Origin of the sequence: Bradyrhizobium sp. (assembly GCF_047605465.1) — a bacterium.
Classification (GTDB): Bacteria; Pseudomonadota; Alphaproteobacteria; order Rhizobiales; family Xanthobacteraceae; genus Bradyrhizobium.
On sequence record NZ_JASGFS010000085.1, the window covers coordinates 1 to 23,256 of the forward strand.

Annotated in this window: 25 protein-coding genes; 9 read left to right on the top strand and 16 right to left on the bottom strand. The window is 65.4% G+C overall.

The window, feature by feature from the left end; translation table 11 throughout:
- Together QM712_RS33330 and groES are read right to left on the bottom strand one after the other, a co-directional pair.
- On the bottom strand, positions 1-184 hold a 184-nt coding region (locus QM712_RS33330; RefSeq protein ID WP_415027402.1), incomplete at its 3' end, for a TCP-1/cpn60 chaperonin family protein.
- Between the two features lie 44 nt (positions 185-228).
- On the bottom strand, positions 229-543 hold the full coding sequence (gene groES / locus QM712_RS33335) for a co-chaperone GroES (RefSeq protein WP_415027403.1): 315 nt from the start codon (positions 541-543) through the stop codon (positions 229-231).
- A 377-nt stretch (positions 544-920) separates the two neighbouring features.
- Between groES and QM712_RS33340 the strand changes: the two genes are divergently transcribed.
- The gene (locus QM712_RS33340; RefSeq protein WP_415027404.1) at positions 921-1,208 is read left to right on the top strand and encodes an usg protein; all 288 of its coding nucleotides are present in this window, start codon (positions 921-923) and stop codon (positions 1,206-1,208) included.
- 162 nt (positions 1,209-1,370) lie between these two features.
- A complete protein-coding gene (locus QM712_RS33345; protein ID WP_415027405.1) occupies positions 1,371-1,931 on the top strand; it encodes a cupin domain-containing protein in 561 nt (186 codons plus the stop codon).
- Positions 1,932-2,105: 174 nt separating this feature from the next.
- Here the strand turns inward: QM712_RS33345 and QM712_RS33350 are convergent, their stop codons facing one another.
- Complete coding sequence (locus QM712_RS33350) at positions 2,106-3,356, bottom strand: NupC/NupG family nucleoside CNT transporter (RefSeq protein WP_415027406.1); 1,251 nt, start codon at positions 3,354-3,356, stop codon at positions 2,106-2,108.
- 133 nt (positions 3,357-3,489) lie between these two features.
- Between QM712_RS33350 and QM712_RS33355 the strand changes: the two genes are divergently transcribed.
- A complete protein-coding gene (locus QM712_RS33355; RefSeq protein ID WP_415027407.1) occupies positions 3,490-4,749 on the top strand; it encodes an MFS transporter in 1,260 nt (419 codons plus the stop codon).
- A 291-nt stretch (positions 4,750-5,040) separates the two neighbouring features.
- Here the strand turns inward: QM712_RS33355 and QM712_RS33360 are convergent, their stop codons facing one another.
- The 6 genes from QM712_RS33360 to QM712_RS33385 form a co-directional block, all read right to left on the bottom strand.
- Positions 5,041-5,799 (bottom strand): SDR family oxidoreductase, encoded by a 759-nt coding sequence (locus QM712_RS33360; RefSeq protein WP_415027408.1) that lies wholly within the window; start codon positions 5,797-5,799, stop codon positions 5,041-5,043.
- 24 nt (positions 5,800-5,823) lie between these two features.
- Positions 5,824-6,582 (bottom strand): peptidase, encoded by a 759-nt coding sequence (locus tag QM712_RS33365; RefSeq protein ID WP_415027409.1) that lies wholly within the window; start codon positions 6,580-6,582, stop codon positions 5,824-5,826.
- Positions 6,583-6,729: 147 nt separating this feature from the next.
- A complete protein-coding gene (locus QM712_RS33370; protein WP_415027410.1) occupies positions 6,730-7,137 on the bottom strand; it encodes a carboxymuconolactone decarboxylase family protein in 408 nt (135 codons plus the stop codon).
- A gap of 68 nt (positions 7,138-7,205) precedes the next feature.
- Positions 7,206-8,051: a transglutaminase family protein gene (locus QM712_RS33375; RefSeq protein ID WP_415027411.1), complete on the bottom strand. Its 846-nt coding sequence runs from the start codon at positions 8,049-8,051 to the stop codon at positions 7,206-7,208.
- 98 nt (positions 8,052-8,149) lie between these two features.
- Entirely contained in the window at positions 8,150-9,094 is a 945-nt protein-coding gene (locus QM712_RS33380) for an alpha-E domain-containing protein (protein ID WP_415027412.1), read from the bottom strand.
- A 4-nt stretch (positions 9,095-9,098) separates the two neighbouring features.
- On the bottom strand, positions 9,099-10,517 hold the full coding sequence (locus QM712_RS33385; protein WP_415027413.1) for a circularly permuted type 2 ATP-grasp protein: 1,419 nt from the start codon (positions 10,515-10,517) through the stop codon (positions 9,099-9,101).
- A gap of 281 nt (positions 10,518-10,798) precedes the next feature.
- On the opposite strand from QM712_RS33385, the gene QM712_RS33390 reads away from it, so the two are divergent.
- The 3 genes from QM712_RS33390 (at position 10,799) to QM712_RS33400 (ending at position 12,821) form a co-directional block, all read left to right on the top strand.
- Positions 10,799-11,536 (top strand): competence/damage-inducible protein A, encoded by a 738-nt coding sequence (locus QM712_RS33390; RefSeq protein ID WP_128951024.1) that lies wholly within the window; start codon positions 10,799-10,801, stop codon positions 11,534-11,536.
- Positions 11,537-11,574: 38 nt separating this feature from the next.
- Positions 11,575-12,102 (top strand): xanthine phosphoribosyltransferase, encoded by a 528-nt coding sequence (gene gpt / locus QM712_RS33395; protein WP_415027414.1) that lies wholly within the window; start codon positions 11,575-11,577, stop codon positions 12,100-12,102.
- 101 nt (positions 12,103-12,203) lie between these two features.
- Entirely contained in the window at positions 12,204-12,821 is a 618-nt protein-coding gene (locus QM712_RS33400; RefSeq protein ID WP_415027415.1) for a hypothetical protein, read from the top strand.
- A 51-nt stretch (positions 12,822-12,872) separates the two neighbouring features.
- Here the strand turns inward: QM712_RS33400 and QM712_RS33405 are convergent, their stop codons facing one another.
- Together QM712_RS33405 and QM712_RS33410 are read right to left on the bottom strand one after the other, a co-directional pair.
- Positions 12,873-13,109 (bottom strand): hypothetical protein, encoded by a 237-nt coding sequence (locus QM712_RS33405; RefSeq protein ID WP_415027416.1) that lies wholly within the window; start codon positions 13,107-13,109, stop codon positions 12,873-12,875.
- Positions 13,106-14,128, bottom strand: a complete 1,023-nt coding sequence (locus tag QM712_RS33410; protein WP_415027417.1) for a methionine synthase — start codon at positions 14,126-14,128, stop codon at positions 13,106-13,108. The genes QM712_RS33405 and QM712_RS33410 overlap by 4 nt, the downstream gene beginning before the upstream one ends.
- 109 nt (positions 14,129-14,237) lie before the next feature.
- Here QM712_RS33410 and QM712_RS33415 point away from each other — a divergent pair, with 109 nt between their 5' ends.
- From QM712_RS33415 to QM712_RS33425, 3 genes are all read left to right on the top strand, one after another.
- A complete protein-coding gene (locus QM712_RS33415) occupies positions 14,238-14,939 on the top strand; it encodes a glutathione S-transferase N-terminal domain-containing protein (RefSeq protein WP_415027418.1) in 702 nt (233 codons plus the stop codon).
- 134 nt (positions 14,940-15,073) lie between these two features.
- Positions 15,074-15,682: a 2-hydroxychromene-2-carboxylate isomerase gene (locus QM712_RS33420; protein ID WP_415027419.1), complete on the top strand. Its 609-nt coding sequence runs from the start codon at positions 15,074-15,076 to the stop codon at positions 15,680-15,682.
- Positions 15,682-16,659 carry an NADPH:quinone oxidoreductase family protein gene (locus QM712_RS33425; protein WP_415027420.1) on the top strand — a complete coding sequence of 326 codons (978 nt, stop codon included), beginning with the start codon at positions 15,682-15,684 and terminating at the stop codon, positions 16,657-16,659. Before QM712_RS33420 ends, QM712_RS33425 begins: the two co-directional genes overlap by 1 nt.
- Before the next feature lie 113 nt (positions 16,660-16,772).
- Here QM712_RS33425 and QM712_RS33430 read toward each other — a convergent pair whose 3' ends face one another.
- The 5 genes from QM712_RS33430 to QM712_RS33450 all read right to left on the bottom strand — a co-directional run.
- Positions 16,773-17,663, bottom strand: coding sequence for a crotonase/enoyl-CoA hydratase family protein (locus QM712_RS33430; RefSeq protein WP_415027421.1), 891 nt, complete (start codon positions 17,661-17,663; stop codon positions 16,773-16,775).
- 159 nt (positions 17,664-17,822) lie between these two features.
- On the bottom strand, positions 17,823-19,244 hold the full coding sequence (locus QM712_RS33435) for an amidase (protein ID WP_415027422.1): 1,422 nt from the start codon (positions 19,242-19,244) through the stop codon (positions 17,823-17,825).
- 2 nt (positions 19,245-19,246) lie between these two features.
- Positions 19,247-20,410, bottom strand: a complete 1,164-nt coding sequence (locus QM712_RS33440) for a M20 aminoacylase family protein (RefSeq protein WP_415027423.1) — start codon at positions 20,408-20,410, stop codon at positions 19,247-19,249.
- A gap of 13 nt (positions 20,411-20,423) precedes the next feature.
- A complete protein-coding gene (locus QM712_RS33445) occupies positions 20,424-21,929 on the bottom strand; it encodes a M81 family metallopeptidase (protein ID WP_415027424.1) in 1,506 nt (501 codons plus the stop codon).
- A 207-nt stretch (positions 21,930-22,136) separates the two neighbouring features.
- The coding region (locus QM712_RS33450) for an ATP-binding cassette domain-containing protein (RefSeq protein ID WP_415027425.1) at positions 22,137-23,256 on the bottom strand (1,120 nt) is incomplete at its 5' end.

The following is a 23,256-nucleotide window of genomic DNA, read 5'->3' on the forward strand; positions in this document are numbered from 1 at the left end:
GCTCGATCTCCTTGGCGACGGTGACGCCGTCCTTGGTGATGCGGGGAGCGCCGAACGACTTGTCGAGCACGACGTTGCGGCCCTTCGGACCGAGCGTGACCTTCACCGCGTTGGCGAGAACGTCGACGCCGCGCAGCATCTTGTCGCGCGCTTCAACCGAGAATTTGACTTCTTTGGCTGCCATCTGGAATTTTCCTTGAGATGTTTATGGGAGGGAGAGAGGGGCTCTTAGGCCGCCTTCTTCTTGGAAGCGGGGGCGTCGAGAACGCCCATGATGTCGCTTTCCTTCATGATCAGCAGGTCTTCGCCGTCGATCTTGACTTCGGTACCGGACCACTTGCCGAACAGCACGCGGTCGCCGACCTTCAGGTCGATCGGGATCAGCTTGCCGGCTTCGTCGCGGCCACCCGGGCCGACGGCGACGACTTCACCCTGGGAGGGCTTTTCCTTGGCAGTGTCGGGAATGATGATGCCGCCGGCGGTCTTCTCTTCTGCGTCGATACGCTTGACCACGACGCGGTCGTGAAGCGGACGGAATTTCATGCAGCTCTCCTAAGCATTTGCACGATTTGAGGATTTTAGTCGTTAGCAATCGGCGCCCGCGAGTGCTAGCGCGGGCGAGGCTGAAATAGGACAGGAATTTTGCGGGGGCAAGGGCTTCTAGCAGAAAAATCCGTACCCGGAAGCGCGGATAGGCGGTTTCGCCGGACCATCGTTAACCGCCCCTGGCGGGCCGTATTAGCACGGGATGGCATCTGCTGCTAACGCATTGAATTTCAACAGCTTGTTAAACTTTTGGGCTTGAGATGGATTGTCAGTTTGCGTCACATTTCTCTCATGTGAGCGCATCTCCACCGGGTGGCTCCCGGGGCACCGATCCAGCCACCCCCTGAATATGCGCTCCTGCAAAGGAGGTTGGCATGGGCTTGCGGGTTGGGGCGGTTTCCGACGATTTCCGGAAGCAGCTGTTGGGTTACGGGCTGACGACGGCACAGATCCTCTACAGGATGCCGGACCATCCTTCGCTGCTTCAGACCTACGTCTGGCAGAACTACGACATGTTCCCGAAATTTCCGGCACTGACCGACTTCCTCGCCTTCTGGCAGGAGAAGCTCGACGGTCCGCTGCATTCGGTCACGGTCGCGCACTCCAAGCTGATCAAGCCCGCCGAGCTCCGCGCCGTGGACGGCGTGTTCCGGCTGAATTGATCACGGCGCAAGCGCCGTAAGGGGGCAGAGGCGTGCTCATGCGCCGTGCCGACCATGTCTCGGCGATTCCGTTTGGCGACGGTGGGTACGCTTTCGCTTTGCCCACCCTGCGATTTCGTATTCTGTGCTAGCGTCCTCTCATAACAACAGGGGAGGCCGTCCATGGCCAGGAAAACGAAATCGCGCAGCGCGGCGCAGACCGCGGTGAAGAAGCGGAGCGCAGACAAGTCCGCGGCGCGATCATCGGCGCGCAAGGCGGTGAAGGCGAAGGCGCGCTCCACGCCCGCCAGACCCGCAGCCAAGCCTTCCGCCAAGCCTGCGAAGAAATCCATCCGGCCGAAGCAGCGCATCGTCGTCAGTCATCACCGCGAAGAGGATTTCAAGGCCGACGGCCTGCGTGCCTACGCGAAATACCGCGACCTCGGCATCGCCGCAGCGACCCACGGCCTCGCGCAGGCGCACGTGATCCGGCTGCAGGGCCCCTGCAATCCCGAGGAGGTGTCGAAGCTGCACTTCCACGACATCGAATTCCAGATGGTCTACGTGCTCAAGGGCTGGGTGAAGACCTACATGGACGGCGAGGGCGAGACCCTGATGCAGGAAGGCAGCGCCTGGACCCAGCCGCCGAGGATCAAGCACATGATCCTGGACTATTCGGACGACGTGGAGCTGCTGGAGGTTATCCTGCCGGCGGAGTTCAAGACGGTGGAATTGAAGGCGTAGGCCTGCTGTTCGAAGAGGCATCCACCTCTTCTTTACCCGTCATTGCGAGGAGCGCTCGCGACGAAGTAATCCGGACTGTTTCCTTGCATACATTTCTGGATTGCTTCGCGGAGCCTGTCATCGGGCCGCGCTTTGCGCGGCCCCGTCGGCTCGCAATGACGGTGGAGAAAGCGCCTACGCCAGCACCCCCACGATCGCCCCCATCAGGCACGTCGTCAGCGTCCCCGACACGATCGACTTCAGCCCGAGCGCATTGATCTCCTCGCGCCGGGTCGGGGCCATCACGCCGAGGCCGCCGATCATGATGCCGAGGCTGGCGAAATTGGCGAAGCCGCACATCGCATAGAGCATGATCAGGCGCGAGCGCGGATCGAGCGCACCCGGCGGCAGCTTCGCGAAGTCGACATAGGCGATCAGCTCGTTGAGCACGGTCTTTGTGCCCATCAGGCTGCCGGCGATGACGGCCTGATCCCAGGGCAGTCCCATCAGCCAGCACACCGGCGCCATCACCAGCCCGAGCAGGCGCTGCAACGAGATCGCGGCGCCGCCGACATCAGGCAGCAGGCCGAGCATCGCGTTCACGAGATAGACCAGCGCCACCAGCACCAGCAGCATCGCGACGATGTTGATCAGCAGCTCGATGCCTGCGCTCGTGCCCTTCACGATCGCGTCCATGGTGCCGGAGACCTCCATCTCGGGATCCTCCAGCGCGCCGCCGGTGCGCTTGTCGGACGTCTCCGGGACCATGATCAGGCTGACGAGGATTGCGGCCGGCGCGCCCAGCACGGAGGCGATGACGAAATGCGCGGCTGCGTCGGGGATCAGCGGCGCAAGCAGCGTCGCGTAGAGCACCAGCACGGTGCCGGCGATGCCGGCCATGCCGCCGGTCATCACCAGAAACAATTCGCTGCGGGTCATCTGCGTCAGGTACGGCCGCACGAACAGCGGTGCCTCGACCATGCCGAGAAAGATGTTGGCGGCGGTCGACAGTCCGACCGCGCCGCCGACCCCGAGCGTGCGTTCGAGCAGCCACGCCATGCCGCGCACGATCGGCGGCAGCACCCGCCAATGGAACAGCAGCGTCGTCAGCACGCTCATCACCAGCACGATCGGCAGCGCCTGGAACGCCAGGATGAAATCGGCACCGGGCACCTTGAGGTCGAACGGCAGGGGCCCGCCGCCGACATAACCGAAGACGAAGGAGGAACCGGCGCGCGCCGCCGAGGAAATCGCTCCGACCGCATCGTTGATGATGCCGAAAGCGTGCGCGACGACGGGAAGCCGCAGGAGTACGATCGCGGTGACGAAGGTGACGACGAGGCCGATCGCGGCCTGCCGCAGCGAGACCGCGCGCCGATTCTCCGCCAGCACGAAGGCGAGCAGCAGCAATGCGAAAATGCCGAGTGCCGATTGCAACCGCAGCATGTTGTCCCCAAACCCTCAATGATTATGGCCGCGCGTGCGTTGCAAACGCAATGCCGGAGCGTCGCCGGAATCTCCTGCTGTTGACAAGACCGTCCGCGTCAGCCACCGGAGGCACCATCAACGCCAGATGCGAATGGTCCCGAAGGTGAGCCAAGAGGTGAGCGAAGAGCAGCAGGGATCGGCCGGTCCCCTCAGCGCCGGTGCGCTGCTCTCCCACGGCGCCTTCCTGTTCTTCCTGGTCTCGCGCAGCCTGTCACGTTTTTCGAGCCAGATCGCGGCGGTTGCGATCGGCTGGCAGATCTACGACCTCACCGGATCGGCGTTCGACCTCGGCCTGGTCGGCCTCGTGCAATTCCTGCCGACGGCTCTGCTGGTCTTCGTCGCAGGCCACGCTGCGGATCGTTACGAGCGCAAGCGCGTCGTCCAGCTCTGCCAGCTCGCCGAAGCGGCGACTGCGCTCTATCTCGCCGTCAGCACCTATTTCGGTTCGGTCGGTGAGCTGCAGATCTTCGTCGCCAGCTTCGTGCTCGGCATTGCCGGGGCCTTCGAAAGCCCCACGACCGCAGCGCTGCTGCCGCTGGTCGCGCCGCAGGGATCGCTTCAGCGTGCGACCGCGATCTCCAGCGGGGCGGCCCAGGTCGCGACCATCACGGGGCCGGCGCTCGGCGGCTTCGCCTACGCGGTCGCGCCGCATCTGGCCTACACCGTGATGGTGGTGTTCTGGATCCTCGGGATGATCCTGACCGGTTTCATCCGGCCGCGCCCGCAGGCCGTCGCCAAGGATTCCAGCGCGGACAACGTCTACGCCGGCGTTCGCTTCATCCGCAGCAACCCCGCGATCCTCGGCACCATCTCGCTCGACCTGTTCGCGGTGCTGTTCGGCGGCGTCACTGCGCTGCTGCCGATCTATGCCCGCGACATCCTGCAGGCCGGCCCGGTGGGTCTCGGCGTGCTGCGCGCCGCGCCCGCGGTCGGCGCGCTGCTGATGACGATGGTGCTGGCACGATACTCGATCTCGCGGCGTGTCGGCATGCGGATGTTCCAGGCCGTCATCGTGTTCGGTGTCGCCACCGTCGTCTTCGCGCTGTCGCGGTGGATGTGGCTGTCGGTGCTGTCGCTCGCGATCCTGGGGGCGGCCGACACGATCAGCGTGGTGATCCGCTTCTCGCTGGTCCAGCTCGCAACGCCCGACGAGATGCGCGGCCGCGTCGGTGCGGTGAACTTCCTCTTCATCAACGCCTCGAACCAGCTCGGCCAGTTCGAGAGCGGGCTGACCGCGGCGCTGTTCGGGGCGATGCCCGCCGCCGTGCTCGGCGGCGTCTGCACCATCGCCGTGGCGCTGCTCTGGATGAGGCTGTTCCCGAGCCTGCGCGAGGTGGAGAAGCTGGAGTAGGGGAAACTCCCGTGCCCCGGACGCGGTGCCGCCGCGCAAGCGGTGCGCCGTTGAGCCGGGACCCATGTCGCAGCTGGTGATGTGGGAGTGGGACAAGCCCGGCTCAGCAGCGCGTCATTGCATGCCGCGCCACGTCCGGCGCGCGAGAGCGGCGGTCTGGATGCTTCGTCGCGCGCGCAGCGGCGATTGCGGAAGCCGTGCAGGGCCTTGGCGCGCGTCACCTCTGCCACCCGGCAGCAGCAGGCGCCTCTTGACGCCTACTGTGCATGGGGTTGTTTTCGCGTTTTTGCTTCAGCCGCGTCCGACGAACGGCATCTTGCTCGCCATCACGGTCATGAACAGCACGTTGGCGTCGAGCGGCAGGCCGGCCATGTAGGCGACGGCATCGCCGACCGCCTTGGCGTCCATGCGCGGCTCGTGCTTCGCGGTGCCGTCCGGCTGCAGCACGCCGGGACCGTTGACCATGCGGTCCGTCATCGGGGTCGCCGCGTTGCCGATATCGACCTGGCCGACCGCGATGTCATACATGCGGCCATCGAGGTTGGAGGCCTTGGTGAGGCCCGTGATCGCATGCTTGGTCGAGGTGTAGGCCGCCGAGAACGGCCGCGGCGCATGCGCCGAGATCGAGCCGTTGTTGATGATGCGGCCGCCGCGCGGGGTCTGGTCCTTCATGATGCGGAAGGCGTGCTGGGTGCACAGGAACGGGCCGGTGAGGTTGGTGTTCACGACCGCCTGCCATTGCTCGAGGTTGAGGTCCTCGAAGTTCACGGCCGGCGCGCCCATGCCGGCATTGTTGAAGAGCACGTCGAGCCGGCCGTAGGTCTGAGCGACCTTGGCGAACAGGGCGGCGATCGAATCCGGCTTGGTCATGTCGGCGGTGACGCACAGGCTCTTGCCGGCGGGGCCGAGCTTGGCGGTCTCCTCGAGCATGTCGAGCCGGCGCCCCGCGAGCACCACGGTGAAGCCGGTGTTCATCAGCGCCAGCGATGCCGCGCGCCCGACGCCCGTCCCGGCGCCCGTCACCACTGCGATCTTTTTCGCTTCACTCATCGTTTCCTGCCTTTTCTCTGGCTGTCAGGTTTTGGAGTCTTTTTCGTTCTTGTAGGGTGGCCGCGGGATGTTCTGATGGGCCGCGCGCAAGGCGGCCGACCAGCGCGAGCGGAGGTCGTGGAAATAGGGCTCGCCGGCTTCGATGCGGTGGTTGAGGTCGGCATCGCAGGCGTCGCTGCGCACCACCAGCACGTCGATCGGCAGTCCGACGCCGAGGTTGGAGCGCATGGTCGAATCCATCGAGATCAGGCCGGTCTTCAGCGCCTCGTAGAGTTCGACGTCGTAGTGCATGGCGCGATCGAGCACCGGCTTGCCGTATTTGTGCTCGCCGATCTGCAGGTAGGGCGTGTCGGTGGTGCACTCGATGAAATTGCCGGCGGTGTAGACCATGAACAGGCGCATGCGCGCGCCCTTGATCTGGCCGCCGAACAGGAACGAGACGTCGAAGGACACGTCCTCTGATCTCAGCGCCGGCCCTTCGGTCGCGTGCACCGCGCGGATCGCCCGGCCGATGCGCTGGGCGGCCTGGAACATGGTCGGCGCGTTCATCAGCGTCTCGAGCTCGCCCGTGTTGGGGTCTTCGAGGCCCTCGGTGAGGGTCGACAGCACCGACTGGCTGATGGCGAGGTTGCCCGCGCTGGCGATCGCCATGATGCGGTCGCCCGGCTTGGAGAAGATGTGCAGCTTGCGGAAGGTCGAGACGTTGTCGAGGCCGGCATTGGTGCGGGTGTCGGCGATCATCACCAGACCGTCCCGAACCAGGATTCCGCAGCAATAGGTCATTTCCAGTCCCCGAACGCGTTGGCGCGGAATTACTAGCCAATTTCAGGGGCTGCTCCAACCCCCCGATTGCGAGGGCAGGGCCGTCGTTCCCGGGCGCGACGACGTCGCGAGCCCGGAATCCGTTGATCCGCGAACTCGACCGCCGCCTCAGTCGGCGGGATCGACCTGGAATGCCGGGTCGACGGGAACGCCGAGCGCCGTGACCAGCCGGTTCGTCTCCGCGGCCATGCCGACGATGGCGAGCAGTTCGCCATACTCAGCCTCGGTCATGCCCTTGGCCCTTGCGGCGGCGGTGTGGGAATGGATGCAGTAGCTGCAGCCATGCGCGATCGAGACCGCGACGTAGAGCATTTCCTTGACCTTGGGATCGAGCGCGCCCGGCGCCATCACCTCCTTGATGCTTTCCCAGGTCCGCCGCAGCGTCTTCGGTTCATGCGCCAGCGCGCGCCAGAAATTGTTCACGAAGTCCGACTGCCGGACCTTGCGGATGTCGTCGAGAACGGCGCGCGCCTCGGGGGAGAGTTCATCGTCCGAACGCAGTTTCACGGTCGCCATGGGGTACCTCGCGGGGCTGGTCTGATCCCCGCGATTGTAGCACGCCTGATGCGTTCGGCCCGTGGCGGCTAGCTTTGACGCTGCGACTGTGATTGCGACTGGCCGCGGCCGGCCTGCTCGACCTTGACCGCCACCGACAAGGTTTCGGCGCCGCCGCCATAGCGGGTGCCGCGCACCGGCGCCGCGCCGAGATAGTCGAGCCCGATCGCGACGCGGACATGGGAATCGGTGGTGCAGATCGCGTTGGCGGGATCGAACCCCACCCAGCCGAGATCGGGCACGTAGGCCTCGGCCCAGGCATGACCGGCATCCTGATGCACCGCACCGTCGGAGCGCAGGAAGTGCCCGGAGACGAAGCGCGCCGGCACGCCGCCGGTGCGGGCGCAGGCAATGAAGATGTGCGCATAGTCCTGGCACACGCCGCGCTTGAGCGTGAATGCCTCGACGGCCGAGGTTCCGCTGTTGGTCGGATCCTCGTCGAACGTCATGTGCTCGCTGATCTGCGTCATCAGCGTGTGCAGGAATCCGAGCGTGTCGCTTTCGGACTCGCTGCGCAATTGCCGCGCGACCGCCGCCATCGCGGGATTGACACCGGTGAGGTCGGTGGCACGCAGGAACATTTCCGCGGGAAAACGCTCGTCGGCGCCGCGCAGCACGCCGCCGGTATCGTGGGTCTCGATCAGGCCCTCGGCGGTGATCTTGATGTCGCCGACCGGCCCGCAGGACAGCACGTGCGTGACGTTGCCGAACGCGTCCTCATGGGTGTCGAGCTTGGTGTCGGTCGAGACGTCGATTTGCCATTCGGCGACATACTGCCCGTCATGGCTGCACGGCGTCATGCGCAGGATCTGGATCACGCTGGTGGCCGGCGGCTCGTAGCGATAGGTCGTGGTGTGCTGGATTCGCAGGCGCATGGTGTTTGATTCCGTCGTTCCGGGCGGTCTACAGGACCGATGCCGGAATCTCGAGATTCCGGGTTCGCCCTTCGGGCGCCCCGGAATGACTGTGTGCATCAGATCAGATACTGCTTCGTGATGATTTCGCCCAGCCTGGAATTGTCCGCGATGAATTCCTGAATGAATTCATGCACGCCATGCTGGAAGATGTCGTTCATGTTGCTGTGCTCAAGCCGGTTGCGGATGCCGCGGGCGTGGCGCTGGGCCGGGCCCTGGCGGCCATAGGCGACGCCGATCTGGTCGAGATTGCGCACGAGGTTGCCGTAGCAGCTCGCCAGCGAGCGCGGCAGCGTGTCGTTGAGGATGAGCAGGTCCGCGATCAGCCATGGCTTCAGCGTCTCGCGATAGACCCAGTGATAGGCGGTCAGCGCCGAGACCGAGCGCAGGATCGAGCTCCACTGGTAGAAGTCGAGCGGGCCGCCGACATGCTCTTCCTCGGGCAGCAGCACGTGGTACTTCACGTCGAGGATGCGCGCGGTGTTGTCGGCGCGCTCCAGATGAACGCCCATCCGCGAGAACCAGTAGGCGTCGTTGCGCAGCATGGTGCGGTAGGCCGAGCCGTCGAAGCGCAGCGAGGTCTCCTGCACGAAGCGCAGGAACTTGGCGAGGTCCTCGCGCGTCGAGGTGCCCTTGCTCCAGACCTCCTGCAACTCGATCCAGGCGGAGTTGATGGTGTCCCACATCTCGCTGGTGAGCGCGGTGCGCACCGAGCGTGAGTTCAGCCGCGCCGCCTCGATGCAGTTCCTGATCGAGGACGGGTTGTCCATGGAGAACGAGAGGTAGTCGATGACGTTGCGCTCGTTGGCTTCCTCATAGGTCTGATAGAAGCTCGCGGCGACGCCGGCGGTGAGCAGCGCCGAGTCCCATTCGTTGGTCTTGCCGACATAGGTGGCGGGGAGCGCGGTGACGCGGAGCGTCGCATCGATGGTGCGCGCGAGGTACTCGGCCCGTTCGACGTAGCGGGCGAGCCAATAGAGGTTTTCGGCGGTGCGCGACAGCATCTGACTACTCGTCCAGGATCCAGGTGTCTTTGGTGCCGCCGCCCTGGCTCGAATTCACCACCAGGGAGCCTTCCTTCAGGGCCACGCGGGTGAGCCCGCCCGGCACGATCGTCGTGCTCTTGCTGCCCGTGAGCACGAAGGGCCGCAGGTCGACGTGGCGCGGCGCAAGGCCGCTCGCCGTGCAGGTCGGGCAGGTCGAGAGCGCCAGCGTCGGCTGGGCGATGAAGCCTTCCGGCTCGCGCTTGAGCTTCTCGCGGAACGCTTCGATGGTCGCCTTGGTCGCGGCGGGACCGATCAGCATGCCGTAGCCGCCGGAGCCGTGGACCTCCTTCACGACGAGATCGCCGAGATTGTCCAGCACATAGGCGAGATCCTTCGGCTCGCGGCAGCGCCAGGTCGGCACGTTCTTCAGGATCGGCTCCTCGCCGAGATAGAACTTCACGATGTCCGGCATGTAGGAGTAGATCGCCTTGTCGTCGGCGATGCCGGTGCCGACGGCGTTGGCGAGCGTGATGTTGCCGGCCGCGTAGGCCGACATCAGCCCGGGCACGCCGAGCACGGAGTCGGGACGGAAGGTGAGGGGATCGAGGAAGTCGTCGTCGACGCGGCGATAGATCACGTCCACGCGTTTCAGCCCCTCCGTCGTCCGCATGAACACTTCGTTGTTCTTGACGATGAGATCGCGCCCCTCGACCAGCTCGATGCCGAGCTTGTCGGCGAGGAAGGAGTGCTCGTAATAGGCGGAGTTGTAGACGCCGGGCGTGAGCAGCGCGACGGTCGGCTCGCTGGAGGCGCTATGCGGCGCGACCGAGCGCAGGGCGGCCAGCAGCTCATCCGGATAGCGCTCGACCGGCGCCACCTTGTGGCGGGCGAACAGGTCCGGAAACAGCCGCATCATGATCTCGCGGTTTTCCAGCATGTAAGACACGCCCGAGGGCGTGCGCGCATTGTCCTCCAGGACGATGAAGTCCTCGGCGTCGACCCGGACGATGTCGATGCCGGCGATGTGCACGTAGACGTCGTGCGGCACCTGCTGGCCGTTCATCTCGGGGCGGAAGACCGGGTTCTGGAAAATCAGGTCGTCGGGCACGATCTCGGCGCGCAGGATGTCGCGGCCGTGATAGATGTCGCGCAGGAACATGTTGAGCGCGCGCACGCGCTGCTTCAGTCCCTTTTCCAGCAGCGCCCATTCCTTGCCGGACATGATCCGCGGGATCACGTCGAAGGGGATCAGGCGCTCGGTGGACTCGGAATCGCCGTAAACGGCGAAGGTGATGCCGATGCGGCGGAACAGGAGCTCGGCCTCCTGGCGGCGATATTCGAGCGCCTCGGGAGGCGTCTCCTTCAGCCAGCGCGCCAGCTCCTGATAGGCGGGGCGAAGGTCCCCGCCGGGAATGTTCATTTCGTCAAACGCGACTGCCATAGATCCCGACTGCTCTCCCCAGGCGTTGCGCACTTGGTCAGGTCGCATGGGCCTTGGTGAAGACCGCAACGTCCCGTGGCCATGCGACAAGAGTGCATGACTTCCCGGGGTGGTAGCAAGGGCCGGGCCAGCGCGATAAGCATGGTCCGGCAGGATTTGTCGGGGACGGCGGGCGGCTTGCCTGAAAAAATGGCGGAGGACTGCTTATTTCGTCAGCAAAACCGCGTGACTTCAACGCGTTACCTCGGCAAAGTCGGCGCGACAGGTGAGGGACTTAAGTTATGAGCGAGATCGTCACGGCGGGTATTCTGGTCATCGGGGATGAAATCCTGTCCGGCCGGACCAAGGACAAGAATATCGGCTTCATCGCCGAATACTTGACCAATATCGGCATCGACCTCAAGGAAGTCCGGGTCGTCTCCGATGACGAGGACGACATCATCGCCGCCCTGAATGCGCTGCGGCACCGCTACACTTATGTCTTCACCACCGGCGGGATCGGCCCGACCCATGACGACATCACCGCCGACAGCGTCGCCAAGGCGTTCGGCGTCGGCATCGACCATCATCCGGAGGTGGTGGCCCGCTTCCGTGAGCGTTGGAGCGAGCAGGACCTCAACGAGGCCCGCCTGCGCATGGCCCGCATCCCGGACGGCGCCGAGCTGATCCAGAGTGCGACCATCCTCGCCCCCGGCTTCAAGATCGGCAATGTCATCGTGATGGCGGGCGTGCCGTCGATCATGCAGGCGATGATGGACATCGTGTCGCCCAAGCTGAAATCCGGCGTGCGCATGCTGTCCGAATCGGTCCGCGCGAATGCGCGGGAAGGTGACATCGGCAGTCCGCTGCGGGCGATCGCCGCCGCTCATCCCGATACCATCATCGGCAGCTATCCCTTCATGGATGAGGAGCAGAAGCCCAACACCAATCTGGTGGTGCGCTCGCGCGATGCCGACAAGCTGGCGGCCGCGATGGCCGCGGTGAAGGAAATGCTGGCGGGATTGAACATCACCCGCTAGCAAAGACTCTGCCGGCAGACGATTGGCAGGAGACGATAATGGCTGGTGAAGCACCGGAACTGAGCGCGCAGGAGCGGGCCGGCAAGGCCTTTCCGGTGTCATGGGACCAGTTCCATCGGGACTGCCGGGCGCTGACCTGGCGGCTGAACGAAGTCGGCCCCTTCCACGCCGTCATCGCGATCACCCGCGGCGGCCTCGTGCCTGCGGCGATCGTCGCGCGCGAGCTCGGCGTGCGGGTGATCGATACGGTCTGCATCGCCAGCTACGATCACGACAAGCAGGGCGAGTTGCAGGTGCTCAAGGGCATTTCCGACTCGGCACTGAAGCTCGGGGGCGGCACCGGCAAGGGGCTTCTGATCGTCGACGACCTCGTCGACACCGGCAAGACCGGCAGGCTGGTGCGCCAGATGCTGCCGGACGCGCATTTCGCCACCGTCTACGCCAAGCCCAAGGGACGCCCGCTGGTCGACACCTTCATCACGGAAGTCTCGCAGGACACCTGGATCTTCTTTCCGTGGGACACCGCGCTGTCATACCACCCGCCGCTGCGCGATGGGGCGGGGTAGTTATCACCGTCATCGCGCGCGCAGCGAAGTACTCCAGGCTATCTCGGCAGACAACTCTCTGGATTGCTTCGCTTCGCTCGCAATGACGGTTGGAGGTGGCCATGCCCCTGCAAAACCGCGTGACACCGACCGGCGACATCATTTCCACGCCACATCGCGGCATGTTCACCGGCAACCGCGGCATCATCCATGATCCCGCGACGAGGACGCTGCTCAGGAAGCGCTGGTCGTCGCCGGCATGGCTCACCTGCACCTGCGAATTCCGCGGCCGTCGTCGCGAGGTGATGGCGACGCAGAGCTGGACCGAACTGTTCTTCCTGGACGAGGCTACTGCGCTGGCGGCGGGGCACCGACCCTGCTTCTACTGCCGCCGCGACGATGCCAATCGATTCCGGGAGTCCTGGGAGAAGGGCAACCGCGTGCATGACGTCCGCATGCACGACATCGACACGGTGCTGCATCACGAGCGGCTCGATCACGGCAGGAAGCGGTTGCATGTGTTGATGGTGCCGCTGGACCAGCTGCCGGACGGGGCGATGCTGCAGCAGGGCGAGGAGAGTTTCCTGCTGATGCGAGGGCGCACGTTCCTCTGGTCGGCGGCGGGTTATGCCGCGGTCGAGCGTCAGCTTGGCGAAGCAACGCTTCTGACGCCGCCGTCGACGCTCCGCACCCTGAACGCCGGCTACACTCCCGTGCTGCACCAGACTGCGCGGCTCTAGATTTCTGCGCGTTTCGTTAGTGAACCGGTATCCACGTCGCTCGAAGAGGGTTCAGCGCAGCGGCCGCCCCTGTTCGTCGACCGTCGTCCGCGCGTCGCGCAGCGCCCATTCCCGGATGACCTGGCGGCAGCGGGCGAGATCGGCCTCGCTGGCGCTGCCGGCGTCCTTCTCCGCGCGCTCCACCATTGCCTTGCAATTGAGAAGCACCGAGCGATCCTCGGCGCGGGCCGAGGATGCAACCGCCGCGAATGCCGCGATGAAGAGGGCCGTCCGGATCAATGCGATCATCCCAGCTTTTCGCGCGCCAGGGCGGCGCCGGCGCCAAGCGCCATCAGCTTGGCTTCGGCGATCTCCCGCCGCATCGGCGCCATGCCGCAATTGGTGGTGGCGACGATGTTGCTCCTGGGCACGAATTTCGACACGGCATCGATCACCTTCACGACGTCCTCGGCCGTCTCGACCGTGTCGCTGGCGACGTCGATCACGCCGGCCTGGACGATCTTGTTCTTGAGCAGCGCGAGCAGGTCGAGCGGCACTTTCGAGTTGCGGCATTCGATCGCGACCTGCTGGATCGCGCTGGCATCGATCGCGGGAAAGATCTGCTCGTACTGACGCCATTGCGTGCCGAGCGTCTCCTTCCAGTCGGTATTGGCCTTGATGCCGTATCCGTAGCAGATGTGCACGGCGGTGGTGCAGGTCAGCCCCTCCGCCGCGCGCTCGAGAGCCTTGATCCCCCAGTCGTTGACCTCGTCCATGTAGACGTTGAAGGCGGGCTCGTCGAACTGCACGACATCGACGCCGTCGGCCTGGAGCGCCCTCGCTTCCTCGTTCAACAGCTCGGCGAAGGCGAAGGCCATCTTGACGCGGTCGCCGTAATAGCGGTCGGCAATCGTGTCGATGATGGTCATCGGGCCGGGCAGGGTGAATTTCAGCTTCTTCCCGGTATGGGTGCGCGCGACGCGCGCCTCGTCGGCATGAACGCGGCCCTTGAGCCGTAGCGGCGCGACCACCTGCGGCACCATCGCCTTGTAGCGATCCTTGCGGATGCCCATCTCGACCTTGTGCGCGAAGTCGATGCCCTCGATCTTCTCGAGAAAGCCGTGCACGAAATGCTGCCTGGCCTGCTCGCCTTCGGTGACGATGTCGATGCCGGCGTCCTCCTGGACTTTCACGGCAAGCATCGTCGCATCGCGCTTGGCGCGGACAAGCGCCTCGCCTTCCGACTTCCAGGGGGCCCAGAGCATGTTCGGCTCGGCGAGCCATTCGGGCTTCGGCAGGGAGCCGGCGATCGTGGTTGGAAACAGCATGGCGGCTTTCTCGGCAGGTTGTGTTGCGCCCCTTCCTGCCATGTCCTAACGTCGAGGTACAGAACAACAAAAGTCGTCATGCGAGCTGGCGGCATCGACAGGGAAGGCGATGATCGACCTCTATTACGCGCCGACGCCGAACGGCTGGAAAATCTCGATCATGCTGGAGGAACTCGGGCTTCCCTACACGGTGAAGCCCGTCAACATCCGCGCCGGCGAGCAGTTCAGCCCCGAATTTCTCGCGATCTCCCCGAACAACCGCATTCCCGCGATCGTCGATCACGAACCCGCCGATGGCGGTGCGCCATTCTCGGCTTTCGAGACCGGCGCGATCCTGATCTATCTGGCGGAGAAGACCGGGCGCTTCCTGCCGCCGGACCTGCGCGGCCGCTCCACGACCATCCAGTGGGTGATGTGGCAGATGGCGGGGCTCGGGCCGATGCTGGGCCAGCACGGGCATTTCGCGCTCTATGCTGCGGAAAAGATTCCTTACGCGATCCAGCGCTACCGCGACGAGGCCGCGCGGCTCTACGGTGTGCTCGACCGTCAGCTCGGCAACACTGGCGCCTATGTCGCCGGTGATTATTCCATCGCCGACATCGCCTGTTTCCCCTGGACCGTGACCCACAAGGCGCAGGGTTTCACGCTCGACGACTATCCGAACGTGAAGCGCTGGTACGCCGAGGTCCGCGCAAGGCCGCAGGTGCAAGCGGGGCTTGCGATCGGCAAGTTCGTGAAGGAGCCGTTCGACGAGGAATCACGCAAGATCATGTTCGGCCAGCGTGCCAAGGAGTTGCTGGGAAAGAAGTGAACTCACTCCTCGTGGTGAGGATCGCTGCAGGCGCGTCTCGAACCATGAAGGCCCGACTTTCACCTGTGGCCATCTTCCGCGACGGCCGCAATGCGGCCTCTTCAGGACAAGGTCCGTCAGTAAAGGAAAACGCCATGATCGAATTCTTCTTCGACTGTTCCAGCCCCTGGACCTATCTCGCCTTCCACAACATCCAGCCGTTGGCCAGGGAGCTCGGCGTCGAGATCATCTGGCGACCGATCCTGGTCGGCGGCATCTTCAACACGGTCAATCCGAGCGTCTACGCGCAACGGGAGAAGCCGGTGCCGCTGAAGGCGCGTTACATGAAGAAGGACCTGCAGGACTGGGCGAGGTCGGCCGGCCTCGCGATCAAGATGCCGCCAACGGTGTTTCCGGTGAACAGCGTGAAGGCCATGCGCGGCTGCATCCTGCTCGGCAAGGACATGGTGCCGTTCGCCACAGCCGTGTTCGAGGCCTATTGGGGCGACGACAAGGACATTTCGCAGGACACGGTGCTTGCCGAGATCTGCAGGAAGGTCGGCCTCGACGAGCAGAAATTCTTTGCGGGCATCTCCGAGCAGGGCATCAAGGACCAGCTCAAGACCAACACCGAGGAAGTCGTTGCGCGCGGCGGCTTCGGCTCGCCGACGATCTTCGTCGGCAAGACCGACATGTATTTCGGCAATGACCGCCTGCCGCTGATCCGCGAAGCGCTCTCGCGCGCCAAGGCGAGCGCGGCCTGATGGTGCGGGCTGTCGTCTGCCGCGCGCTCGGCGCACCCGAAACGCTGCGGCTCGAAGAGTTTCCGTCGCGTCCCCTGAAACCCGGCGAGGTCCGCGTCGCGATCCGCGCCGCCGGGCTCAACTTTCCCGACGTGCTGATGGCGGCGGGCGAATACCAGCTCAAGCCGGAGCTGCCGTTCACGCCCGGCATGGAAGCCGCGGGCGACGTCACCGAAATGGGGCCGGAGGTGAGCGGCGTTGCCGTCGGCGACAAGGTGATCGTGAAGATGCGGCACGGCGCCTTCACGGACGAAGCCGTGGTGACGCCGTCGCAGCTCACGCCGCTGCCGTCGACGTTCGACTACGCGGAAGGAGCGACCTATCTCGCCGGCCACGGCACCGCCTATCATGCGCTGATCGACCGCGGCCGGCTCGAGCCGGGCGAGGTGCTGCTCGTGCATGGCGCAGGCGGCGGCGTTGGATTGGCGGCCGTCGAGATCGGCAAGATGCTGGGCGCGACCGTGATTGCGACCGCCTCCAGCGACGAGAAGCTCGCCATCGCCAGGGCGCGCGGCGCCGATCATCTCGTGCGGTATGATCGCGAGCCTTTCCGGGATGCCGTGAAGCGCATCACCGATGGTCGGGGCGCCGACGTCGTGTTCGATCCCGTCGGCGGGCAGGTCTTCGAAGACTCGATGCGATGCATCGCCTGGGGCGCGCGGCTGCTGGTGATCGGATTCACCGGCGGCATCGGCTCGGCCAGGACCAATCTGCTGCTGATCAAGGGCGCCAGCGTGCTCGGCGTGCGCGCGGGCGAAGCGGTACGGAAAAATCCCGCGCTCGGCGAGGTCCGGCTCAAGGCCCTGCTGCAATGGGCGGAGGAGGGCAAGCTACGCCCCAATGTCTCGCATCGCCTGCCGCTTGGGGATTACGCGAAGGCGATGCGATTGCTGATCGACCGCAAGGCGATCGGGCGGGTGGCACTGGTGATGGAGTGATCCGCACCGCCGTCATTCCGGGGCGCCCTAAGGGCGAGCTCTGGCGCGCAGCGGCGCGCCGGAGAATTTCGAAATTCCGGGTTCTCGCTTCGCGGGCCCCGGAATAACCGTGACTATTTGTACTCCCGTTCCGTCCACCACGGGAAATAGTCCGGCATGTCCGTCGAGACCTTGTTCTTGAACTGCGCCGGGCGCTTCTCCAGGAACGACACCACGCCCTCCTTGACATCGTCGGAGCGTCCGCGGGCGTAGATGCCGCGGCTGTCGACCTTGTGGGCCTCCATCGGGTCGTCCGCGCCCATCATGCGCCACATCATCTGGCGGATCAGCGCGACCGAGACCGGCGCGGTCTTGGCGGCGAATTCCTTCGCGAGCGCGCGCGCCGTCGGCAACAGGTCATCCGGCGGCACGACCTTGCTGACGAGGCGGCCGGCGAGGGCCTCTTGCGCCGGGAAGACGCGGCCGGAGTAGCACCATTCCAGTGCCTGCGAGATGCCGACGATGCGCGGCAGGAACCAGCTCGAGGCGGCCTCGGGCACGATGCCGCGCTGGGAGAACACGAAGCCGAAGCGCGCGGCTTCCGACGCGATGCGGATATCCATGGCGAGCTGCATGGTGACGCCGATGCCGACGGCGGGCCCGTTCACCGCGGCGATCACGGGCTTCAGGCATTTGAAGATCCGCAGCGTGACCTGACCGCCGCCGTCGCGCACCTGCGGATCGCTGTAGTCGACCTTGCCGTCCGCGAACCGCTTCACCGGTCCACGCCGCGCATCGCGGTCGAAGGTGTCGGCGCCCGACGACAGATCGGCGCCGGCGCAAAAACCGCGGCCGGCGCCGGTGACGATGACGGCGCGGACATTGTCGTCCTTGTCGGCGGCATCGAAGGCGTCGATCAGCTCGGCCTGCATCTGCGCGTTGAAGGCGTTGAGCTTGTCGGGCCGGTTCAGCGTGATGGTGAGGATCTGCTCGGCGACCTCGTATTTGATCGTCTCATACGCCATGGTGGTTTCCTTCCTTCTTGAACGCAGTCTTGAGAAGACGTCATGCATGCACGCCACCATCCGTCTTGCGCGGACTGGGCATGGCCTCGCTCCTGAGTAATCAAACGACAATGGCCGGGGCAAGCCCGGCCATGTCGCAGTCAGTCGATTTTGAACGGCTCAATGCGCCGGTGGGCTGGGCCAGGCCCGTTGCGGGCCGCGCAGGCCCTCGAAGGCCTTGGCCATGCCCAGCACGCCGATATCGTCGAAGCGGCGCCCGACGATCTGCACACCGATGGGAAAGCCCTTGGTGTCGAAGCCGCCATTGATGGAGACCGCAGGGTTCTCCGACATATTCCACGGCACGGTATAGGCGATGTGCTCAAAGGGCTTCATCGGATCGTTGAGCGGTGAGGCCCATTCCGCCGGATAGTTCACGTTCGGGGCCGTCGGCGAAATCACGTAGTCGAGCTCGCAGAACAGCCTTGCCGCGACCGCGCGGATCGCCATGGTCTGGTTGAAGCCGCGGATCACCTCGATCCCCGACAGCTTCGCGCCGGACTCGCCCCATTTGAAGATGTAGGGCAGCACCTTGCCCTGTTCGGCCGGCGTCAGCCTGGACAGGTCGTCCCACATCCGCGCGCGCCAGAAATTGTCGAGGCCGTCGAGCATCTCGCGGGTCAGGATGCCGTCGACCTCGGTGATGACGGCACCGGCGGATTCGAACGCCTTTGCGGCCTTGACCGCAACTTCCCGCACCGGCTTCTCCAGCGGCTGGCCGACGCCAGCGTCGAGCATCAGGCCGATGCGCAGCTTGCGCGGGGACTTTTCCAGCGTCTTCCAGTTGAGGGGCTCGGTCGGCAGGCTCATGCCGTCGCGACGGTCGGGCTTTGCGATCACGCTCATCATCAGCGCGCAATCATCGACCGTGCGCGTCATCGGCCCGGCAACGCGTCCGACATAGGTCGGATCGATCGGTACGCGGCCGAAGCTCGGCTTCAGGCCGACGAGGCCGCACCAGCCCGCAGGCAGGCGCACCGAGCCGCCGATATCGGTGCCGAGATGCAGGGGGCCGTAGCCTGCTGCCGCGGCAGCACCTGCGCCCGCGCTGGAGCCGCCGGGATTCTTGGAGAGGTCCCAGGGATTGCGCGCCAGCGCATGGAAGCTGGAGAGCCCCGAGGACAGCATGCCGTAGTCGGGCATGGTGGTCTTGGCGAAGATGATCGCGCCGGCCTCGCGCAGCCGCGCGGCGGGCGGCGCATCCTTCTCGGCCGGGACGAGCTTGACGCTGGCCGCACCGAGCGGGACGGGTACGCCCTTGGTCGCGATGTTGTCCTTGACGGTCACCGGTACGCCGTCGAGCGGACCGGACGGTTCGCCCCCGGACCAGCGCGCGGTCGAGGCCTTTGCGGCCTCGTGCGCGGCGTCGGGATCGAACGCATAGAGCGCCTTCAGGTGCGGTTCCCACGCAGCGACGTGCTCGAGCACGTCTTCCAGCACCTCGCTCGGCGAGAACTGCTTGGCCCGGTAGCCCGCGATCAGATCGACCGCGGACAGATCGTGCAGCGAGGTGACCGCCTCTTCGGCACTCTTTTTATGCATTGCTAACCTACCGGCATGCGCGTTTCGATGATCCGGGCGAACATGCTCGCACCGATCGGCAGGATCTTGTCGTCGAGCACGTAGCCGGGATTGTGCACGGGCACCGAGCCGTCATGGCCGACCCAGAAATAGGCGCCTGGAATGGTCTCCAGCATGTCGGCGAAGTCCTCGCTGCCCATCTTCGGCTGGGTCCGGGTAATCACCTTGGCGGGATCGACGATGGTGCGTGCGACGTCTTCGACCACCTTGGACTGCTCGGCCTGGTTGACCAGCACGTTGAAAGTATCGCGGATGTCGACGTCGATCACGCATTGATAGGCGCTGGCGATGCCGGCGCAGATCGTGCGGATGCGTTCGCTGACCAGCGTGCGGACTTCCTTGGAGAAGGTGCGGATGGTGCCGCAAAGATGCGCATCGCCGGGAATGACGTTGTAGGCGGAGCCTGCATGGATCTGGGTGATCGACACGACGGCCGCCTGGAGCGGCTCGACGTTGCGGCTGACGATGGTCTGGATCGCCTGCGCCAGCGTGGTCGCGATGATCACGGCGTCCTTGGAGCGCTCCGGCATGGCGCCGTGCGCGCCGTAGCCGGTGATGCGAAGATCGAAGAAGTCGGCGCTGGCCATGGCCGGGCCCGGAAGGATCGAGATCTCGCCGAGATTGAGATCGGGCGCGTTGTGCAGGCCGTAGAGTTCGTCGCAGGGGAATTTCTCGAACAGGCCATCCTTGATCATGGCGCGCGCGCCGCCGAGGCCTTCCTCGGCTGGCTGGAAGATCAGGTGCACTGTGCCGTCGAAGTTCCGGGTCTCGGCGAGATAGCGCGCGGTGCCGAGCAGCATGGTGGTGTGGCCGTCATGGCCGCAGCCGTGGAAGCGGCCGGGGATTTTCGAACTCCATTTCAGATTGGTGTTCTCTTCCATCGGCAGCGCATCCATGTCGGCACGCAGGCCGATGCGCTTGCTGCCGGAACCTTTGCCCTTGATGACGCCGATGACGCCGGTGCCGCCGAGGCCGCGATGCACCTCGATGCCCCAGCTCTTCAGCTTGTCCGCGACGATGCCGGAGGTACGCACTTCCTCGAAGCCGATCTCGGGATGGGCGTGGAGGTCGCGGCGAATGGCGGTGAGTTCGTCGGCGTAGCCGTCGATGCGATCGATCGTGGGCATGTGTCCTGTCCGGTTAGCGTGAGGAGGGAGTGAAAGCGGGGCCGTTCGGCTTGATGCGGATGCCCGGGCGCAGGCGCGTCCAGGGCAGGGTGGCGGTGTCGGCCGGCATCGCGCCGGGCGCGGCGCAGATCATCAGCTTTTCCGCGATCGGCTCGAAATCGGCGCGGAAGTGCACCGAGCTCTTGTTGACCAGGATCTTCTGCGCGGTCGGTTCGATGCCGACATAGCGGTACATCGCCTGGTCGGCGAGTTGTGCCTTGTGAGAGGAGACGACGACGCGGACGTCGCCGATGCGCAGGCACGCGGAGGGTCCCATCTCCATCTCGCGGCCGCCGTAATAGGGGCCCGGCGCGACGAAGCGGCCGTCGGAAAGCGTCTCGACGACGAAGGTCTCGCGATAGGGTTCGTCGCCGGGAATGCCGGACTTTCCGCCGAGCGCGAGCGTCACGGTCGCGCCGACACCGGCCGCGTGCGCGGCCTTGGCCGACTCGGGATCGTAGATCGCGCCGGTCGCGGCGCTGGCCTTGTTGCGCACCAGCGCGCGCAGCATGCCGGTGGTGTCGGAATCGCCGCCCGCGCCCGGATTGTCCTGGGTGTCGGCGATGATGATCGGCTTGCTCGCGCCCCTGGCGAGTTCCATGGCGTGGCGCACACCGTCGTCGGGCGACCAGATCTTGCCGTCGAAATCGTCCTCATGGCTTTCGATCAGCTTCACGATCGCGTCCGCCGCGGCGTCGGCGTCCGCCTGGGTCTTGCCGTAGGCGAACACGCTCGGCCCGCAGTCACGGAAATCGGCGGCGGGGAAGCCCGGTGCGAAAGAGAGCGTCGGGACCGCATCGCTCTCCAACGTGGCGAGCTCTTCGTAGATGCCCTTGGTGTGATAATCGTTCGTGCATTGCCAGCTGATCGCGATCAGGAACGGCAGTTGCCTGAACGCTTTCGCAAAGCGCTGCTTCGTTTTCAGGAGGAGCGCGAGATGTCGCGCGGAGGCGCGGCCCGTCTCGGCCATGTCGATGTGGGGATAGGTGCGGTAGGCGATCAGCGCGTCCGCATGTTCCATCATTTCGGGCGTGACGTTGGCGTGCAGGTCGAGGCTCGCGACCAGCGGGATGTCCTTGCCGATGACACGGCGCACGCGGGCCAGGATCTCGCCTTCGCCGTCGTCGAGATGCTCGGTCACCATCGCGCCGTGAAGATCGAGATAGACCGCATCGAGCGGGCCTGCCGCTTCGATGCCCTCGACCATGACCTTCACGATGCGCTCGAAGGCGTCCCTCGTGACATGCGCCGATGGGCTTGCGCCGCAGGCGATCGTCGGAATGAGGTCCCAGCCGTTGGCTTCAGCGCTGTCGACGAAGCCGGCGAGACCGACATTGATGCGGCGCATCACCTTCAGCACGTCGGCGCCCTGCGTCATCGCCGGCCAGCCGCCGCCGTGCTGGAAGTCCGCGAACGTCGCCTTCGTCGGAGCGAAGGTATTGGTCTCGTGCAGGAAGCCGCCGACGGCGATACGTGTCATCAACTTGGTCCGAACATTCAAAGAGGACGCGACGTTAGCCTTCGACGTTAGCCTTGGCCCTGCGGCGAGAGCAAGGTGGGAAGCAGTCGCGCCATGCATAGGGTCAGGCCGTTTTGGGAATGCTGCGGCTGCGGTGGGCGTGCACCAACTCCCGCCGTCGTTCCGGGCGCATCGCCGCGCGATGCCCCGGGACGACGATGGATCGCATTACGCGCTCGCCGCCACGCCCTCGGACACCGGCCGGAAATTGGCGAAGTCCCAGTTGCGGCCGGGAGCGGCGTCCAGCAGGGACCTGGTATAGGCTTCCTTCGGATGCGTCAGCACTTCGGCGGCAGGGCCCTGTTCGACGACGCGGCCGTGCTGCATCACCACCACCTCGTCGCAGATCTGGGCTGCCACGCGGAGATCGTGGGTGATGAACAGGATCGCGATGCCGAGCCGCTTCTGGATCTCGTCGAGCAGTTCCAGCACCTGCGCCTGCACGGAGACGTCGAGTGCCGAGACCGCCTCGTCGGCCACGAGCACGTCGGGATCGAGCGCGAGCGCGCGGGCGATCGCGATGCGCTGGCGCTGGCCGCCGGAGAACTGATGCGGATAGCGCGACACGGCGTCGGCGGGCAGGCCCACCAGTTCCAGCAATTCGCGGGCCCGCTTGAGTGCATCTGTGTGTGAAACGCCGTAGTTGATCGGACCTTCCGCGATGCTCTCGCCGACCGTGATGCGGGGATTGAGCGAGCGGTAGGGATCCTGGAACACGATCTGGATCTTCTGCCGGTGCGGCTGCAGCAGGCGCCGCGAGATGTCGGAGATCTCGCGTCCCGAAAGGCGCACGCCGCCCGAGGTCGGATCGATCAGGCGGACGATGCAGCGCGCCACGGTGGACTTGCCCGAGCCGCTTTCGCCGACGATGCCGAGCGTGCGGCCCTTGCGCAGCGTCAGGGTCACCTTGTCGGCGGCGACGACCTCGCGTCCCGTGCCGAAGAACGTGCGCTCGCGATAGACCTTGCTGAGGTCGTTGGCTTCCAGAACCACCGGCTCGCGGCTCTCCTCACGTGCCGGGCGCGGCACCAGGCTCGGCACCGAGGCGAGCAGGTTGCGGGTGTACTCCATCGTGGGATTGCGCAGGATCGAATCCAGCGGGCCGGTCTCGACCAGCCGGCCCTGCCGCATCACCGCGACGCGATCTGCGATCTCGGCCACCACGCCCATGTCGTGGGTGATGAACAGAACGGCAGTGCCGTGATCGCGCTGGAGGTCGCGGATCAGCGTCAGGATCTGCTTCTGCGTGGTGACGTCGAGCGCGGTGGTCGGCTCGTCGGCGATCAGC